Origin of the sequence: Bradyrhizobium sp. CER78, from assembly GCF_029846235.1 — a bacterium.
Taxonomy (GTDB): Bacteria; Pseudomonadota; Alphaproteobacteria; order Rhizobiales; family Xanthobacteraceae; genus Bradyrhizobium.
The window spans coordinates 39,074-56,596 of sequence record NZ_JARVWP010000013.1 but is presented as its reverse complement, the minus strand read 5'-3'; the positions used below and the strand labels follow the sequence as shown (position 1 = coordinate 56,596).

Sequence of the window (17,523 nt, the reverse complement as noted above, 5' to 3'; positions counted from 1 at the left end):
TGGACACGGTTCTCATTGGGCGAGCCCGCCTGCAATCATGGGGATCGGCGGCGGCGTGAAGCGGATGACCGGGCAGAACTCCGTTGGCCCGTCGTCAATGGTCGGCACATTGTCTGCTCCGATGAAGTCCTCGACGATCTTGGGTGAGAGCCCCTGCGGCGGCGCCAGATATTCCGCCTCGTTCCGAAGCTTCCGGAAGTGATGGATGACGACCTTGAAGAACCTCTGGTCGTAGATGTCGCGATCCCGCTGCGGGTTGCCCTTCTTCCATGCGAGGGCAAAGGCGTGCCAGGGCAAGCAGCCTGACGGCGGGCAGCTGTCGTTGAACTCCGGCGGCGTGATGTTGAGGACACGGCCGATCTTGAGCTTGCGCGGCGACGGCGCGTCGCCGATGCACACAACGTTGCTCGCATCAGTTAGCGTGGCCGGCATGCTGAAGTTCAGGGCAAACCATCCGTCGGCGGAAGCCTCCGCCGCGATGAGGCCGCTGTTGACGAGGTCGGAAACCGGCCGGGCAGGCGTGTCGCCGATCTTCAACTGGAGGTCCTTGATGACCTCGTTCGGATCGAGGCCGACGACGACGCTGTCCAACTGCGACAGCGTGGCATTTGCGGTCGTGAGCGATGATTTGACGAACGCGGGCGCTACCGAAGGCGCCTTGTCCTGAAATGCCGTCGCCACGACATCGGTCGGCTTTTCGGTCGTGGCGGTGCTGGTCGCCCAGGCCTTCGCCTCCAGCCTGACGATATCGCCGTTCCTCACATTGGACGTGCAAAAGCTCGGGACGAATTGCGGCTTGGCGTCGATCGCACAGGTTCGCGTCAGATTGGTGCCGCGGATGTCCTCGTCGATCTCCGCTTTGATGATGGCGGCCTTGGTCAGATACACCAGGTCGAGCCGGTCACCCGCGGCGAGCGGCGTGTCCAGATCAGGTTGGCCCGTGGTCGGGGGCGCGTGGGGCTCCCAGGTCGCCGTCCATGCTCCGTCGGTGACGGCGGCGGCGCGGAAGTCGTTGAGTTGCTTGCGGGTCAGGCGCTTGATCGCGAGATCGCGGGACCACGCTTTGAACTTCGTTGTTTGGCCGAGAAACCTGTTGAGATAGGTGATGTTGCCGTCGGTCTTGATGTCGACGTCGGCATCGAGCGCTTTCAGCAATTGACGCGGCGTAACCGGCTGGCCGGCTGCATCCTTTGCAGGATAATAGGTGGTGTTGTCGGTCGTATTGTCGACCACCCGCACACCCACCGCCGTGCTCTTCAGCTGAGCCAGCCTGTCGGTGACGGAAATTTCCGTGGTGGCGTCGCTTTTCAGATATTTGATACTGTTGATCTGCAGCGAAAACACCGAGCCGTTGGCGAGCAGGTCCTTGATCAGCGCCGTCGGCCGCGACTCCACGTAGATGACGTAACGGAACGGTTCGCCGGTTGCGCTGATGGGGCTGATGGTGAGCTTGGTCGCACCGGCGACGGCCGCGGGGGGCGAGCCTGGTACCGAAGACGTGTTGACCCCGATGACGCCGTTCATGATCGTCTGCTCGTTCGACCTGAAGGGGTCCGAGCTGATGATCGAGAAATTGATATCGGACAGAATAATCGAGTAGTTCTCGTAATTGGTGATGGTTATTTCGGCGGTCAGGAAGCCGTCGTTCTCGCCCAGCGAGGCTTTCTGAAACTCCTCGCTGGACAAGACCTGGCCCGCGGAACTGGTCGCGGTGATGATGGCGTCCAGCCGCTGATGATTCTCCCAGACGTTCTTTCGCTCATCGGTCGTATCGGTCTTGACGCTGCCGCCAAATCCGACCTTGAAGTCCTTGGAAAGGCTCAGCTTCAAATCGAATCCGAGGTTCGACGCGGTTTTTTCGGTCAACGTACTCGTCGAACGGAAGTCGTAGTCGAACGTGCTCTTTCGTTCGTTCTTGTAGTCGACGCTCCTTGTCGAGGTGACCTTGAACGTGCTGTCAGTGCTCAATCGGTATCGAAGACCCGCTTCGATGTGACCGATCGAGACGGCTAGCCGCGGCAGGTCCTTGGTGTCGAGCGGAGTCAGGGCTTCTGCCCTCGCCGTCGAAACAAAGCAGAAAAACATCAAGACAAAAAAAGCGCCGGACGATACCGCCCTGTTCATTATGCGGCCCTTGGAAACAACCTTTGCGGGTGGCATGATCTCATTTTGGCGAACGCCGTCAAGGGTCGGCGGATTTCGTTCGTGCAAAACCTGAGATTATCGCCGACTTTCTTATTGCGAACTCGCAAGGAAATATTCCAGGGGGACACATTCAATGGCTGTATTTGTCGCGCTCAACCATCAGAACGATGCTTTGCAGGTCAATATCACCATGACCGACGGTGCCGCGAGCGGCACCTGGGTTCGCGAGGACACGTCGTCGGCGACCCTCGATTTCGACAACGGGGTATTCCTCCAAACGATCTATAGCGGTCATCCTACTGGAGACAGATCGCTATTAAACAATGACCGCGAGCCGCTGCTCGTTCTGAGGAACTTCGTCGAGGGCACGAATAGCGGCGAGGTCGTGTTCGCGATCGAAGGAGGCCCGGGGACTTTCGGGACCGAGCCGGCGCGGTGGACGAGACTGGAAGGATAGTCGCAGGCCTGTTGGCGCGCGGGTGGCGGTCATCGTTCAAGGAGGCGGCCGCCACACCACGCGCCGCTAAGGCCGTTTATTCGAATCCCATGAGATCGTCCGCAAGCTCCCCTCGAAAACCTATTGCCGCGCAATGATAGTCACGCCGCGCCATGGATCGGCGCGCGGGGTATCTTTTGATGGGCAGTGACGGAGCGACCGAGCCGCAGGGCAAACTGCTCTGCGCCTGGCAACTCGCCGTGCTGCGTTTCGCAGTGACGCTCGACAATGCCGAACGGATGCATGTGCTCGCCGTGGCCCGTGAGCTCGATCGGATCGGCGGTGACTACGCGTTCCAATTCTTCCGCAGAACGACTGCGGAACTCTGCCATGCCATTACCGGCAGCGATGCGAAGGCCGAGGCCATGGTCCGGCGCTTCGAGGCGCAGATCGACAATCTCCGGCTGCGGCGCGCGCTCGAGCTGGCGGTTCGGCAGGACCGGCCCCCGCCGAAGCTCGTGGCGACCCGGAGAGGCCACACCCCAATCTCTGGCGGCGGCTGGCGCCGCGCCGCGCCGCCGGGACGTAACGAAGCTCGCTGCCACACCCGTCATCCCGCGCAAAGGCTTCGCCTCTGTCGCTGAAGATGCGAGCCTTGCAGCACACTTGCGCTGCTGGGCGAGCCTCGAAGGATGCACGGCCCCGCTGGTGGCCGTCGATCCTTCGAGGGCCGCTGAACAAGCAGCCAGCTCAGGATAACGGAGGAAGAGGGCATCAGCCGAGACCACGTTGATCCTGCGCCGCGATGGATGCGATGCATTTTTGTCTCTTGGCCCCGCGGCAGACCGGTCGTAAGCGTCTATGAAAGCGGCTGGCCGGGGGCACGGCCTTGGACAATTCGGGGAGCGGCGAGATGGGTGGCTTGGTGATCAGCGGCGGCCGGGTGGTGGATCCGGCCAGCGGGATGGATGCGGTCGGCGATGTCGCTGTCGTCGACGGCAAGATCGCCGCTGTCGGCACCGGGCTCGGCGGCGCGGAGCGGCAGATTGATGCCACCGGGCTCGTGGTGGCGCCGGGCTTCATCGACCTGCACGCGCATGGCCAGACCATTCCCGCCGATCGCATGCAGGCGTTCGACGGGGTGACGACGTCACTCGACCTCGAGGCCGGCGTGCTGCCGGTCGCATCCTGGTACAAGCGCCAGGCCGAGAAGGGGCGGGTGCTGAACTACGGCGCCGCGGCGAACTGGGCGTTCGCGCGGATCGGCGCGATGACCGGCTCGAATTCGGAAAGCTCGCTGGAATCGTTCGGTGCAGCGATGCGCGATCGCCGCTGGATCGAGAATGTGGCGACCGAGGGCGAAGTCGGCGGCATCCTCGAGCGTCTTGCCAATGGGTTGAATGAGGGCGGCATCGGCATCGGCATTCTCAACGCCTATGCGCCGGGCGCTGGCGTGCAGGAATTGACTGCGGTATGCCAGCTCGCCGCCGACCATGCGGTGCCGACCTTCACCCACGTCGCCTACATGTCGCGCATCGACCCCGAGAGCGCGGCCGAGGCCTATATCCGCCTGATCGGCTATGCCGGGGCCACCGGCGCGCACATGCACATCTGCCACTTCAACTCGTCGAGCAAGACCGACATCGAACGCTGCGTCGCGCTGATCGCGAAAGCGCAGGCGCAGGGCCTGCCGATCACGGTGGAGGCTTATCCTTATGGTACCGGCTCGACGGTGCTGGCGGCGACCTTCTTCAGCGACCCGAAGTTCGAGGAGCGCAACGGCCTCGGCTATGATTCGGTGCAGCGCGTCACCGACGGGCATCGTTTCGGCAGCCGTGAGGAGTTGCTGGCGGCGCAGGCCGCCGAGCCCTCGACGCTGGTGCTGTGGCATGTGCTCGATATCGAGAACAACGCGCATCACCGCGACCTGCTCGACATGGCGGTGCTGTATCCGGGCGGTGCGATCGCGTCCGACGCGATGCCGTGGACGCTGTCGGATGGCCGCCCCTACACCGGCGACGCCTGGCCGCTGCCGGACGATGCCACCTCGCATCCGCGTTCGGCTGGCTGCTTCACCCGCTTCATCCGCGAATGGGTACGCGAGCGCCGGAAGGTGTCGCTGCTCGAGGGCATCCGCAAATGCGCGCTGATCCCGGCGGAGATCCTGTCGGCAAGCACGCCGGCGATGCGCGCCAAGGGCAGGCTGCAGGCGGGCGCCGACGCCGATGTCGTGGTGTTCGACTTCGAGACGCTGAGCGACCGCGCGACCTTCTCGGCGATGAACCGCCCGGCGGAAGGCGTACGCCACCTCGTGGTCAGCGGCCAGCCGCTGATCAATGATGGTGTCCTCGACGTCGCGGCACGTCCCGGCCGGCCGGTGCGCCGGCCCGTCACCGGAGGCTGAGGTGCCGGTCCCGATCCTGCTGGTCGCGGGTTTCCTCGGGGCGGGCAAGACCACGGTCGTCAACCATCTGCTGGCGCATGCGCAAGGCAAGCGCATCGCAGCCGTGGTCAACGATTTCGGCGCGATCAATATCGACGCGGAGCTGATCGCCGGCGCCAGCGATGGCGTGGTCAGCCTGAGCAATGGCTGCATCTGCTGCACGCTGGAGGGCGATCTGCTGCGCACGCTCGCGACGCTGTTGCGGCGTGATCCGCGTCCCGAATTCATCGTGATCGAGACCAGCGGCATCGCCGATCCCGCCGACATCGTCCGCAACCTGATGGATCCCGTGATCTGGAAGGAGGCGCCGCTGGAGACGGTGCTGTGCGTGGTCGACGCGACGCAGCCGGTGGCCGCGCTCGATGACGCGCTGCTGCGCTCGCAGCTGCGGGCGGCCGATGTGGTGGCGCTGAGCAAGGTTGATCTCGCCGATGCAGCCGCATGCGCCGCGATCCGCGATGCGGTGCGAACCGTGCGTCCGGCGGCCGTGGTGGTCGATGCCCTGCATGGCGAGGTGCCGGCCGCGCTGCTGTTTCCGGCGGATCTCGATCAGGCGCCGGCACCGCGCGAGACCGCGCCGCGACGGCCGGCGACCGATCGGTTCGAGACGCTGAGCTGGACCTCGGAGCGGCCGGTGCGCTTGCCGCGCCTGCAGCAGGCGATCGGCAGGCTGGCGCCGAAGCTGGCGCGGGCGAAGGGATTGTTCGAGACCGTCGAGCAGCCCGGCCGGCTGACGGTATTTCAGCTCGCTGGCGGACGCGCGACGCTTGCTACCGGAGGTGCGCCGGCGCCCGGTGTGCCGCGCACGCGGCTAGTGTTCATCGCCGAGATGGGCGTGCTGTCGCGCGCCGAGATTGACGCGGTGATGCAGGGATGTGTCGACGGCTAATGAGATGAAGCGAGTTTTCCCGTCACCCTGAGGAGCGCGTAGCGCGTCTCGAAGGGTGCACGGCCCGGCCGGTGGCCGTTGATCCTTCGAGACGCCGCTTTGCGGCTCCTTAGGATGACGGGGATGAAAAAGACCCAGCGTCGCCGCAGATGTCGCTGTGTCCCGTTCGCAGCACCATCGCGCAAAGCATGCGTGCGACAATCACATCGAATTGACAGCCCTGCGTCCACCACCTATCGTTTTTCGCGACGGTTCCCTTCGGGGATCAAAAGGGAATGCGGTGCGAGAGTACTCTCAACGCCGCAGCTGTCCCCGCAACTGTAAACGGCGAGCCTTTCGTCAATTTGCCACTGGGCTATTCAGCTCGGGAAGGCGTCGACAGGCGATGACCCGTGAGCCAGGAGACCTGCCGTCAGTCGTGGTCACACGCGAGCACATCGGGCGGGGGCGTCCTGGTGGGATCGGAGCACTGCCTTTTGGGCAATGCGCCAGTCCGCGTTCGCGGTGACGTGCCACGTTACCGCGAGTCGTTTCATGTCCTCGTCTTCTTCCGTTGCGCGCAACTGGCGCCTCGGTCTCGTCTGCTCCCTCTCATCATTGTTGCTGCCGGCCGAGGCCTCGGCACAAACAGCTCCACCCACCACGCTCGATCCGATCGAGGTCGCGCCTTCCGCATCCGCGAAGCCCAAACCCGCCGCGCGAAGCAGCAACACCGCGGCGGCGCGGCAACGCGCCAGGCCGGCAACGGCAGCCGTAGCGCCCGGCGCGCCGCGTGCCGCAGCGTCGGGCGCATCGGGGCCGGCATCGCCGACACTCAATGCCACAACGCAGGGCGGCACCGGCAGCCGCCTCAATCTGACGCCGCTGCAGACGCCGGCCAGCGTCGAGATCATCACGGCGCAGACGATCGCCGAACGCGGCCAGCATAATGTGCTCGATGCCGTCACCCAGAACGCGGCCGGCTTCATCGCAACGCCGGCGCCCGGCAATGGCGGCCTGTCGTTCAGCACTCGCGGCTTTGCCGGCAGCAACTCGGTGATGACACTCTATGACGGCACGCGCTTCTATATCGGCTCCGGCACGCTGACGTTCCCCTATGACACCTGGTCGACGCAACGCATCGAGGTGCTGCGCGGCCCGGCCTCGGTGCTGTACGGCGAAGGTGCGATCGGCGGCGTCATCAACGTCGTTCCGAAGAAGCCGCAGAATACGCCGTACAACGAGGCCGAGGTCTCGCTCGACAGCAACATGACGCGGCGGCTGTCGGTCGACAGCACCGGCCCGATCAATCCCAATGTGTCGTACCGCATCAACGCCACCGGCAACATGTCGGACGGTTGGGTCGATCGCGACAAGACCTCGAATGCGGTGGTCTCCGCCGCCGTGCGGGTGCAGGCGTCGGAAAATCTCGCCTTCACGCTGTCCGAGGACTACGGCGATCGCAGCCCGTCGCGTTATTTCGGCACGCCGCTGATCAACGGCGCGATCCAGGATGCGCTGCGCTTCAAGAACTACAACGCATCCGACAGCGCGATCCGCTACCAGGACAGCTGGACCCAGTTCAAGACCGAGTGGGATGTCGCCGACGGCGTCAAGATCAACAACACGCTGTACTACCTGACCAGCGAACGGCACTGGCGCGACATCGAGAACTACACCTTCAACCCGAAGACCCAGCTGATCGATCGCTCCAGCTATATCGAGATCTTCCACGACCAGAAGCAGTCCGGCAATCGGATGGATGCGACGTTCAGCGGTCACATCTTCGGGCTCGCGAACCAGTTCGTTGCCGGCTTCGACGTCAATCACATCGAGTTCTTCCACACCAACAACTCACCCTATGGTGGCGCATCGTCGGTGAATCCGTACGTGTTCGATCCCGGATCGTTCTTCGCGACCACGACGGCGACCACGCCGGGCTTCAATTCGATCGTCAATCAATACGCGCTGTTTGCCGAAGACCGGCTGAAGCTGACCGATCAATTGTCGCTGGTTACCGGCGTCCGATACGATCGTCCCGAGATCGATCGCACCGACTACAAGACGCCGGGCAACAGTTTCGAAACCACGCTGTCGGGTACCAGCTGGCGCACCGGCCTTGTGTACGAGCCGATCAAGAACCTCGCCTTCTACGGCCAGTATGCCGTCGGCGTCGACCCGGTCGGCAATCTGATCTCGTTGTCCACCTCGCAGAAGAACTTCCAGCTCTCCACCGGTAAGCAGACCGAGGTCGGCATCAAGCAGTCGTTCCTTGGCGGACGCGGCGAGTGGACGCTGGCAGGCTATGAGATCGTCAAGAACAATCTGCTCATCGCCGATCCCGGCAATCCCGGCTTCTCGCTCCAGGTCGGCCAGCAATCATCGCGCGGCGTCGAGGCGTCGGTCGGGCTCGCGCTCGACTACGGCTGGCGCGTCGACGCCAATCTTGCGTTGCTGCGCGCCAAATACGACAACAACAGCCAGCTGGTCGGCGGCAAGATCGTCAGCTATGCTGGCAATGTCCCGGTCAACGTGCCGCAGCAGGTCTCCAACGTCTGGCTGACTTGGGATTTCGCACCCAACTGGTCGGTTTATGGCGGCGTGCAGATCGTCGGCGCGATGTACTCCGATCTCGCCAATACCCAGAGGCGGCCGGGCTACAATGTGGTCAATGGCGGCATCCGATGGAAGCCGGACGACCGCACGACGGTTGCCTTCCGTGTCTACAATCTGTTCGACCAGGCCTACGCGGTGACTTCGAACGGGACAGGGCAATGGCTGCTGGGCATGCCGCGTACCGCGGAACTGTCCGTCAACGTGAAGTTCTGATCATGCGCAAGGCTCTGATCCGGCGAGGGCGGCGATGGCTCTATGTCGTCCATCGCTGGATCGGCATTGCGACGTGTCTCTTGTTCGCGATGTGGTTCATCTCCGGCCTCGTCATGATGTACGTGGCGTTTCCGCGCCTCACTGACGGCGAGCGCCTCGCTGCGCTCCCCGTCATCCTCTGGAACAAGGTGCAGGTCGCGCCTGACCGCGCGATGGCGATTGCGGGCGCAGAGCATTATCCGCGCGATCTGCGGCTCTCGATGATGGACGACGTTCCGGTCTATCGCGTGACCGGCTGGAAGGGAGCTGCCGTCACCATTTCCGCAATCGACGGCCGCGTGATCGACGGCATCGCGCCGGATCAGGCGCTGGCGATTGCCGCCCATCATCCGCACGCGGTGCGGCCGCAGCTGCTCGATACGGTGACGCGCGATCAATGGTCGGTCACGGCGCGGTTCGATGCGCTGCGGCCGCTTTATCTGATCGGCCTTGGTGATGCCGACGGCACCGAGCTCTACGTCTCCTCGCGCAGCGGCGAGATTGCGCTCGACACCACGCGGCGCGAGCGCATCTGGAATTGGCTCGGCTCGATCCCGCACTGGATCTATCCGACCGTGCTGCGCAAGGACGGGCCGCTGTGGCGGGACGTGGTGCTGTGGATCTCGGGCATCTGCCTCGTCGTCGCGGTCACCGGATTCTGGATCGGCATCCTCCGCCTGCGGCTGACGCGCCGTTACGCGAGCGGCGCCGTCTCGCCCTATCGCGGCTGGATGGCCTGGCACCACATCGCCGGTCTGATCGGCGGCATCTTCGTCTTCACCTGGATGTTCAGCGGCTGGTTGTCGCTCAATCCTGGCGGCGCGTTCTCCGGCCGCGGGATCACGCGCGAGATCGCGGTCGGTTACAGCGGCCACGATACGCCCGATATCGCGGCTGGCTTGCAGTCGCTGCCGTCGGTATCAGCCGTGGAGGCGCGCTTCGTCTGGATCGGCGGACGCCCCCTGATGCTGCTCGACGACAGCGATAGCCGTCGTAGCCTCGCCGATCCCGTGACCGGCGCACCCGTGACTCTCTCGCGTGACGAGGTCGTTGCTGCGGCGCGGGGCGCGATGCCGAGCGCTGCGATGACATCGGTGCGAGAGCTCGATGAACCGGACGCCTACTGGTACACGCTGCACCAGCTGCGCGAGCTTCCCGTGCTGCGCATTGGCTTCGACGATCCCGCCCACACCTGGCTGCACATCTCTCCCGTCACCGCCGAGATGCTTGACCGCAGCGACGACAGCCGCCGGTCCTATCGCTGGCTGTTCAACGCCCTGCACAGTCTCGACTTCCCGCTGTTGCTGCGCATCTGGCCGGCGCGCGACGTCGTGGTGTGGCTGCTGTCGGTGGTCGGCACGGTCGTCTCGATCAGCGGTATCGTGATCGGATGGCGCCGGCTGCGGCGGCGGAAGGTGCGATCCATGCTTGCCGCGCGTGTTAGCAGATTGTCATAATCTCTTTCCAGTGTGGTTCGCACCGGCACCGGCAGCCTCGAATTGCTTGCTGGAGGCAGTTTCAGCGAAGCAACTCCGTACGGCGTCTATACGGCCGGCACGCAGGCCGCCCCGGCGACCTCGTCGCGCCGCTTGGCACCATCGATGCGGGCGAAGCCGGCATCCGCGTCTTGGGCAACGTCAACCTCGCGGCGCTGCAGGTGGTCAACGCCGCCAACATCCAGGTGCAGGGCACCTCCACCGGCGTTCCGACAGTGCAGGGCCGCCCGTTGGTGCGCTGACGTCAGCGTCGAACACCAGCGCCGCGAGCCAGCAGGCCGCGCCGCCACCGCCGAAGACCAACGACCAGCCCTCGATCATCATCGTCGAAATCATGGGCAACGGTGGCGGCGGTGGCGAGACCCAGCCGGAGGAAACGCCGGAGCAGAAGCGCAAGCGGAGTGAGAAGCAGACCTACAACGAGAACAGCGCCTTCCAGGTCATCGGGCTCGGCGACGCGGCGGGCACGTCCGGGAGGTGATGACGAGGGGTCGGGAAGCAGCGGCGGCGCGGTGCAAATCTCGCTGTCGCCGGCACGCAACGGCTCGCGCGCAGCGCGGGCTTGCGATCGGTGATTACTTGACCGTCAGGTGCACGTCCGGCGCCAGCCGCTCCGGGACCCATTCCAGTGCAAACCGCTGGCCGGCAATGATCTCATAGGTCGAGAGTTTCGATGCGACTGCATCGCGGAACCTGAGATAGGCGTCACGCTGCCGCCCGCCGGCGCGGGCCGCCGCCAGATTGAGCCATTTGTAGGCCAGCACAAAATCGGTCGGGACGCCGTGGCCCTTGTCATAGATCAGGCCGAGCTGGGCTTGCGCGAACGGATCGCCCTGCACGGCGCCGCGATAATAGAGGTCGGCGGCAGCGGCGTAGGCCTGCGGGACGCCGAAGCCGTGCTCATACATGAAGCCGAGCAAGCCGAGCGCTCTTGGGTTGCCGCGCTCGGCGGCGGGCGCGAGCTCCTGAGCCGCCCTGACATAGTCGCCGCGATGGAAGGCGGCTGCGCCGCGCGCGACGCCGTCGGCGCTCGCGACTGATGCGGTCATCGCCCAAAGCGCGACGGCAAGCGAGGCGCAGAGCGACTTGCGCGATATGAAAAGGCTGCGTGCGCGCATGCCCGGCTCAGTGATAGCTGGTGGTGATCGGCGCATTGGTCGTTGTCGTGGCGATGCTGCCGCGCAATTTCGAGCGAAGCTCCTCGGCCACGGTCTGGGCGTCGGAACCGTTGCGGATGATCTGCGGGCGGATGAAGATGATCAGCTCGGTGCGCTGGGTGCCGTTGCTCTGATGCCCGAAGGCATCGCCGAGGCCGGGGATCTGGTCGAGCACCGGAAGCGCGTTGCGGGCGCCGCTCTGCTGTTCGCTGATCAGGCCCGCCAGCAGCACGGTCTGGCCGTTGGCGACCGAAATCTGGCTCTTGACCCGCCGCTCCGACACTGTCGGCGTCAGGTTCACCGTGCTGCTTTGCGGAACGTTGCTGATCTCCTGCTCGATATCGAGCCGCACGGTGCCGTTGACGCTGACGCGCGGCGAGACCTTCAGGATGATGCCGGTGTTGCGATAGTCGATGGTGTTGACCACCGTGTTGCTCGTGGTCAGCACCGTTGCGCTGCCGGTCGACACCGGGACGACGTCGCCGACCTGCAGGGTCGCGACCTGGTTGTTGATCACGACCAGCGACGGATTGGAGAGCACCTTGACGCTGGTGACCGCATGCAGCGCGTCCAGGATGAAGCTCGGCTGCGTCTCGGATCCGACCAGGAAGTTGAAGCCCGGGAAGGCCCGGTTGATGAAGGCGTTGGTGACCGAGCCGGCGACGGAGGCGACGCCGGTGGTCGCGTCCGTGGTGGTGGCGGGCGCCGTGGTGGCCTGGGTGCCCGTGAACGAGCCCATGTTCGGCTTCAGGCCCAGGCTCCGGCTGGTGAGATAGGTCTGCACGCCATAGGACAGGGTGTTGTTGAGCGTGACCTCGGCGATCGTCGCGTCGATCGCGACCTGGAGCTGCGGCTCGTCGATCTGCACCAGCGTCGCCTCGATGATGCGATAATTGGCCTGGTCGGCATAGATCAGCAGGTTGTTGTTCACGACATCGGGCGTGATCCGGACGTCCTGCATGACGGGCTGGCCGTTGCCGGAGCCCGACGCGCCGCGTCCGGCATCCAGCGCGGCATTGTTGCCCTGGCCTTGATTGTTGGGATTGTTGGACTGTCCACCGGCGCCAAAACCCTGGCCGAGGCCCTGGCCCGTCCCCGACGTGCCGCGCGAGGCGAAGCCGTTCATGCCTGAATTCGCGCCGTTGTTGTTGTTGAGCGACAGACGGTCGGCGACGCTTGAGGTCGACGAGGTGCCGGAGCCGGGCGCGAGCTGGCTGTCGGCGCTGTCGAGCAAATTGCCGGACGAGCCGCCGAGGAACATGTCGGTCAGCACCCGCGCGATCTGGCGCGCATCGCCGTATTTGACGCGGTAGACATGGACCGAGGTGCGCGCGGTGTCGTTGCGGTCGAGGCGCTTGATCCAGGTCGCAGCCGTGTGCAGCATCTCAGGCTTCTTGGTCACCACCAGCACCGCGTTGAGGCGCTGGATCGGCATGAACTTGATGACGTTCTGGCTGAGGCCGTTCTCGCCGGAATCGACGATCTTCTCCAGCTCGGCAATGACCGGCGCGGGCGACCCGCTCGAGATCGGGAAGATGCCGACGGACTGGCCGCGCATCCAGTCGACGTCGAAGCTGAGCACGGTGTCGACCGCGGTGCGGCGCTCGGCGCCGGTGCCCTGAATCAGAAGCAGATTGCGCGTCGTGTCGGCACGGACCGAGCCGGCCCGGGTGGCGAAGCTGTCGGTCAGCTTCAGCAGGGTCTGGGCCGATACATATTGCAGGGGGACCACCGAGATGCCGAAGCCGGCTTCGGGATTGGCTGCCGCGGCATCGACACGGCCGCCGCCGACGGCGTCGCCGAGCGGCGTCAGGCGGTAGCCGGCCGTATCCTTCAGCAGCACCACGCCGCTCAGGCGGAGCGCGTTTTCAAGCACGAAGACCATGTCGGATTTCGGCACCGGGCGGACCGACACCAGGCTCACCGTGCCCTGCACCCGCGGGTCGATGGTGTAGCCGACATGCAGGATATCGCCGAGCACGACCTTGGCGACGGTCGCGACCGGCGTGCTCTCGAAATTCAGGTCGAAGCCGTTGCCGTTTGCGGCCGGCTGCGGCCGGGCATCCGCGATGCCGGTCACTTCGCTTCCGTCGTACATCGCCGCGCGCACGCTGCCGCTCTGGCTGCTGCCCGTCGCCGCCAGCGCGCTGACCGGTTGCGGCTGGCGCTGCGCCAGATCCAGCGAGCGCACCTTGTCGGTGACGTCGAGCTGCGACGCGTCGACGCTCTCGCCGACCGTCGCGGAATTGCAGGACGCCAGCAACCCCAATGACGTCAAGGCAAAAATGGCTGCGAGGCCGCCACGGATCGTCGGGCAGCGGCCCACTTTGCCTACGCGTTGCATGAAGGCCCTTCGCTCTGACTAACTGAATTTCGATTGCTTGCGACGATCGGTCCTACCCCGGCAGGACTCTTAGCGATCGAACATGACAGAAATAAATTGGTTACATGATTGTCGTTCGCGGCCTGCCCATCGCATCGCACCAAACTTGCGCAGCCGACGGCCATCGTGTCCGCGATGCCACGTCAAGGTTTCTTGAGCGGGGCGGGCGATGCGACTTCGCACAGCTGTCACACTTCGGATCGATAACCGCAGAACCGCCGGGAGCCGAGCGCGACGGGCACGTAGCGGACCTTGGCACGGACTGATCCGGGATAGTGTGGCGGGATATAAGGAATGGCCAACGACCTGTCCGTTCGGTTCGTGGATTATCTCCGTCAGAACAATCACCTGACGCCGATCGACGGAGCGGCCGACCGGACCGGGCCGGGGGCCGATGTCAGGCAGCTGAAGCTGTGGGAGGTCACCAGCCTCTCGCCGACCGAATTCGCAGACGAGGCCGCGCGCTTCTTCGCGCTGGGCCGTCTGACGCTCCAGGATATGACCTCGGCCGAGCCGCTGGTCGGCTCGTTCTCGCCGCGCTTCCTGCGCGAGACCATGGTCTATCCGTGCCGGGCGGCCGACGGGACCATTATTCTCGCGGTGGTCGATCCGACCGACCAGGCGACGCTGCGGGCGGCGCAGATCGTGCTCGGCGCCGGCATCGATGTGAAGGTGGCCTCGTCTGAAGACGTCGCCATCGCGCTGAACAACTCCTCCAGCGCCGAGGAGGTCGAGGCCGCCGATGCGACGGCGGCGCCCCGGGAAGACGACATCGAGAGCCTGCGCGATCTTGCCAGCGGCGCCCCGGTGGTGCGCGCGGTCAACGATCTGATCGAGAAGGCTGTCGAGCTTCGCGCCAGCGACATCCATATCGAGCCGTTCTCCGCCGGCCTCATGGTTCGCTTACGCATCGATGGCCTGCTGCGGCCGGTTGCGGCGCTGTCGGGCGTGCTGCCGCAGGCGGTGGTCTCCCGTATCAAGATCATCGCCAATCTCAACATCGCCGAGCGGCGCCTGCCGCAGGACGGTGCGGCACGGCTGCGGGCTGGGCGCACCGACATCGATATCCGCGTCGCGATCATGCCGACGCAGCATGGCGAGTCCGCCGTCATCCGCATCCTGCCCAAGGATCGCGGCCTGCTGGTGGTCGAAAAGCTCGGCTTCTCCGCGCCCGACGAGGGCAAGCTGCGGCGGCTCTTGAAGCTGCCGCATGGCATGGTCGTGATCACCGGGCCGACCGGCAGCGGCAAGACCACGACGCTGGCGACGATTCTGTCGATCCTCAATGAGCCCAGCCGCAAGATTCTGACCATCGAGGACCCGGTCGAATATGAGATTCCCGGCGTCAACCAGTCCCAGATCAAGCCAGCGATCGGCCTGACCTTCGCCACCGCGCTGCGGTCCTTCGTTCGCCAGGACCCTGATGTGATCATGGTCGGCGAAATCCGCGATTCCGAGACCGCGCACGTCGCGGTGCATGCCGCGCTGACCGGGCATCTGGTGCTGACGACGCTGCACACCGAGACTGCGGCAGCGGCGGTGCCGCGCCTGCTCGACCTCGGGGTCGAAGGCTATCTGCTGCGTTCGGTGTTGCGCGGGGTGATCGCGCAACGCCTGGTCCGGCAATTGTGCGAGCGCTGTAAGACGGCGCGGCCGCTGGTCGCTGCCGACTTCACCGAGGACCCTCGGCTCGCCGCGCTCGGCTTCCGCGCCGAGGAGATCATCCAGGAGCCATGCGGCTGCGAGCGCTGCGGCGGCACCGGCTATCGCGGCCGTCTCGGCGTGTTCGAACTGCTCGAACTATCCAACGAACTGCGTGAACTGATCGGAGAGCGAACCGACGGGCTGAAGATCGATACGATGGCGATCCGGGCGGGCATGACCACAATGCTCGATGACGGGGTCGCCAAATGCCGCGCCGGATTGACCTCGCCCGCCGAGATCCTCCGCGTTGCAACGGTGCGGTGACGCCGTGCCGAATTATCGCTATCGTGCTTTGACCCAGGCCGGCGAGATCGTGAACGGCACGATCTCCGCCCCGACCGCGGCCGAGGTGGCGCGGCGGATCGAATATCTCAAGCTGCTGCCGATCGAGACCACCGAGGACAAGCGCGCATCCAGTGCAGCCGGCGGCCGTAGCTTGTTCGGCGGGCCGAGTGGCGCCGAGGTCACCACGTTCACGCGCGATCTCGCGCTGCTGCTCAAGGCCGGCGCGCGCCTCGACGATGCGCTGGAGCTTTTGTCCGGCGATGCCGATGTCGGCCGGATGCGCCCGGTGGTGGCCAAGATCCGCGCGGCGCTGCTCACCGGCGAGAGCTTTGCCGATGCGGTGGCGGATCATCCAATCCTGTTCCAACCGATGTACATCGCCCTGGTCCGGGTCGGCGAAATCTCCGGCACGCTCGATTCCGTGCTGGAGATGCTCGGCACCGAGCGCGCGCGGTCCGAGCAGATGCGGCGCAAGCTGACCGACGCCATGCAGTATCCGGCGTTTGTGCTGGTCGCTGCATCCGGCGTGATGCTGTTCTTCCTGCTGTTCGTGCTGCCGCAGTTCTCGACCGTGCTCGGCGATTTCGGCGGCAAGTCGGACACCGCGCTCGCCAGCTTCATCGCACTGTCGGATTTCCTGCGCGCCAACGCCACGGCGGCAAGCCTGATCAGCGCGGCGACGATCGCGCTCGCATGGTGGCTGCTGCGGCAGGCGCGGGTGCGCGCCGCGCTGGTCAATGGCATTTCGCGGCTGCCGGGCATCAGCAGCGCCTTCCAGTTCTATCGCGCCAGCCTGTTCTGCCGCAATCTCGGCGTCCTGCTCGGCAGCGGCGTTAACCTCACGGCTGCGCTGCGCATCCTCGTCGACATCATGGCGGTGACCGGCAGCGAGGCGAACTGGACCGCGGCCGCGGACCGTGTCCGTCATGGCGGAAAATTATCCGAAGCACTCGCGGTGGCGGACAGCCTGCCGCCGATGGCGGTCCGCATGCTGCGGCTCGGCGAAGAGACCGGGCAGTTGCCGGTGCTGGCCGGGCGGGTGGCGGAATTCTACGAAGCTAAATTGCAGCGCAGCCTGGACCGTGTCGTCGGCATCGTCGGTCCGCTGGCGATCATCACGATCAGCACCGTGGTCGGCGGGCTGATCGTCTCGGTCATGACGGCGCTGCTCTCGGTCACGCAGCTAGTCGGTTAAAGCAGAGGTCATCGGTCATGATATCGCGCAACAGCATCATCGAAGCATTTTCCACGCGGGCGGGACGCGATCGCGCCCAACCGCAACAGCCAAGGCGTTCGGGCGAGGCGGGCTTCACCCTGGTCGAGATGCTGGTGGTGATCGCGATCATCGGCCTCATCATGGGGCTGATCGGGCCGCGCGTGCTCAACTATCTCAGCGAGTCCAAGGTCAAGACCGCGCGCATTCAGCTGCAAAGCTTCTCCAGCGCGCTCGACCTGTTCTATCTCGACGCCGGGCGCTTCCCGTCCACGGCGGAGGGGCTCGCCGCGCTGGTCCGGCGCACGCCCGGGGTCGCGGCCTGGAACGGCCCGTATCTGAAGGGCGGCAATGTGCCGAACGATCCCTGGAATCACCCCTATCTCTATCGCTCGCCCGGCGAGCACGGACCTTATGACATCGTCTCCTACGGTTCTGACGGCCAGGAGGGTGGCAGCGGTACCTCGGCCGATATCTCGCTCGAGAAGACCACGGCCGCCAACACCGACCAATAAGGATGCATGG

Annotated in this window: 14 protein-coding genes and 1 riboswitch; of the genes, 11 read left to right on the top strand and 3 right to left on the bottom strand. The window is 65.2% G+C overall.

The genetic code is table 11. The annotated features are described in order from the left end of the window. Positions 1-12: 12 nt before the first annotated feature. Positions 13-1,968 (bottom strand): hypothetical protein, encoded by a 1,956-nt coding sequence (locus tag QDT69_RS25565; protein ID WP_279709245.1) that lies wholly within the window; start codon positions 1,966-1,968, stop codon positions 13-15. Between the two features lie 310 nt (positions 1,969-2,278). Between QDT69_RS25565 and QDT69_RS25560 the strand changes: the two genes are divergently transcribed. The 8 genes from QDT69_RS25560 to QDT69_RS25525 all read left to right on the top strand — a co-directional run bounded on the left by QDT69_RS25560 (position 2,279) and on the right by QDT69_RS25525 (position 10,737). Continuing rightward, positions 2,279-2,602 (top strand): hypothetical protein, encoded by a 324-nt coding sequence (locus tag QDT69_RS25560; protein WP_279709244.1) that lies wholly within the window; start codon positions 2,279-2,281, stop codon positions 2,600-2,602. A gap of 179 nt (positions 2,603-2,781) precedes the next feature. Beyond that, positions 2,782-3,225, top strand: coding sequence for a hypothetical protein (locus QDT69_RS25555; protein ID WP_279709243.1), 444 nt, complete (start codon positions 2,782-2,784; stop codon positions 3,223-3,225). Between the two features lie 269 nt (positions 3,226-3,494). Then, positions 3,495-4,985 carry an amidohydrolase family protein gene (locus QDT69_RS25550; RefSeq protein ID WP_279709242.1) on the top strand — a complete coding sequence of 497 codons (1,491 nt, stop codon included), beginning with the start codon at positions 3,495-3,497 and terminating at the stop codon, positions 4,983-4,985. A gap of 1 nt (position 4,986) precedes the next feature. Then, positions 4,987-5,913, top strand: a complete 927-nt coding sequence (locus tag QDT69_RS25545) for a GTP-binding protein (RefSeq protein ID WP_279709241.1) — start codon at positions 4,987-4,989, stop codon at positions 5,911-5,913. 232 nt (positions 5,914-6,145) lie between these two features. Beyond that, a riboswitch (cobalamin riboswitch) is annotated at positions 6,146-6,342 on the top strand. 105 nt (positions 6,343-6,447) lie between these two features. Further along, positions 6,448-8,721 (top strand): TonB-dependent siderophore receptor, encoded by a 2,274-nt coding sequence (locus tag QDT69_RS25540; RefSeq protein ID WP_279709240.1) that lies wholly within the window; start codon positions 6,448-6,450, stop codon positions 8,719-8,721. Between the two features lie 2 nt (positions 8,722-8,723). Further along, entirely contained in the window at positions 8,724-10,217 is a 1,494-nt protein-coding gene (locus tag QDT69_RS25535) for a PepSY domain-containing protein (RefSeq protein WP_279709239.1), read from the top strand. Further along, complete coding sequence (locus tag QDT69_RS25530; protein ID WP_347952062.1) at positions 10,208-10,498, top strand: filamentous haemagglutinin family protein; 291 nt, start codon at positions 10,208-10,210, stop codon at positions 10,496-10,498. The genes QDT69_RS25535 and QDT69_RS25530 overlap by 10 nt, the downstream gene beginning before the upstream one ends. A gap of 92 nt (positions 10,499-10,590) precedes the next feature. Next, positions 10,591-10,737, top strand: coding sequence for a hypothetical protein (locus QDT69_RS25525; protein WP_279709238.1), 147 nt, complete (start codon positions 10,591-10,593; stop codon positions 10,735-10,737). Between the two features lie 94 nt (positions 10,738-10,831). Here QDT69_RS25525 and QDT69_RS25520 read toward each other — a convergent pair whose 3' ends face one another. Together QDT69_RS25520 and gspD are read right to left on the bottom strand one after the other, a co-directional pair. Beyond that, positions 10,832-11,305 carry a tetratricopeptide repeat protein gene (locus tag QDT69_RS25520; protein ID WP_279709394.1) on the bottom strand — a complete coding sequence of 158 codons (474 nt, stop codon included), beginning with the start codon at positions 11,303-11,305 and terminating at the stop codon, positions 10,832-10,834. A gap of 76 nt (positions 11,306-11,381) precedes the next feature. Continuing rightward, positions 11,382-13,757 carry a type II secretion system secretin GspD gene (gene gspD, locus QDT69_RS25515; RefSeq protein WP_279709237.1) on the bottom strand — a complete coding sequence of 792 codons (2,376 nt, stop codon included), beginning with the start codon at positions 13,755-13,757 and terminating at the stop codon, positions 11,382-11,384. A 333-nt stretch (positions 13,758-14,090) separates the two neighbouring features. On the opposite strand from gspD, the gene QDT69_RS25510 reads away from it, so the two are divergent. The 3 genes from QDT69_RS25510 to gspG are packed head-to-tail and all read left to right on the top strand — an operon-like array spanning position 14,091 to position 17,513. After that, on the top strand, positions 14,091-15,764 hold the full coding sequence (locus QDT69_RS25510) for a GspE/PulE family protein (RefSeq protein ID WP_279709236.1): 1,674 nt from the start codon (positions 14,091-14,093) through the stop codon (positions 15,762-15,764). 4 nt (positions 15,765-15,768) lie between these two features. After that, a complete protein-coding gene (locus tag QDT69_RS25505) occupies positions 15,769-16,980 on the top strand; it encodes a type II secretion system F family protein (RefSeq protein WP_279709235.1) in 1,212 nt (403 codons plus the stop codon). A gap of 17 nt (positions 16,981-16,997) precedes the next feature. Further along, a complete protein-coding gene (gspG, locus tag QDT69_RS25500) occupies positions 16,998-17,513 on the top strand; it encodes a type II secretion system major pseudopilin GspG (RefSeq protein ID WP_279709234.1) in 516 nt (171 codons plus the stop codon). The last annotated feature ends 10 nt before the right edge of the window (positions 17,514-17,523 follow it).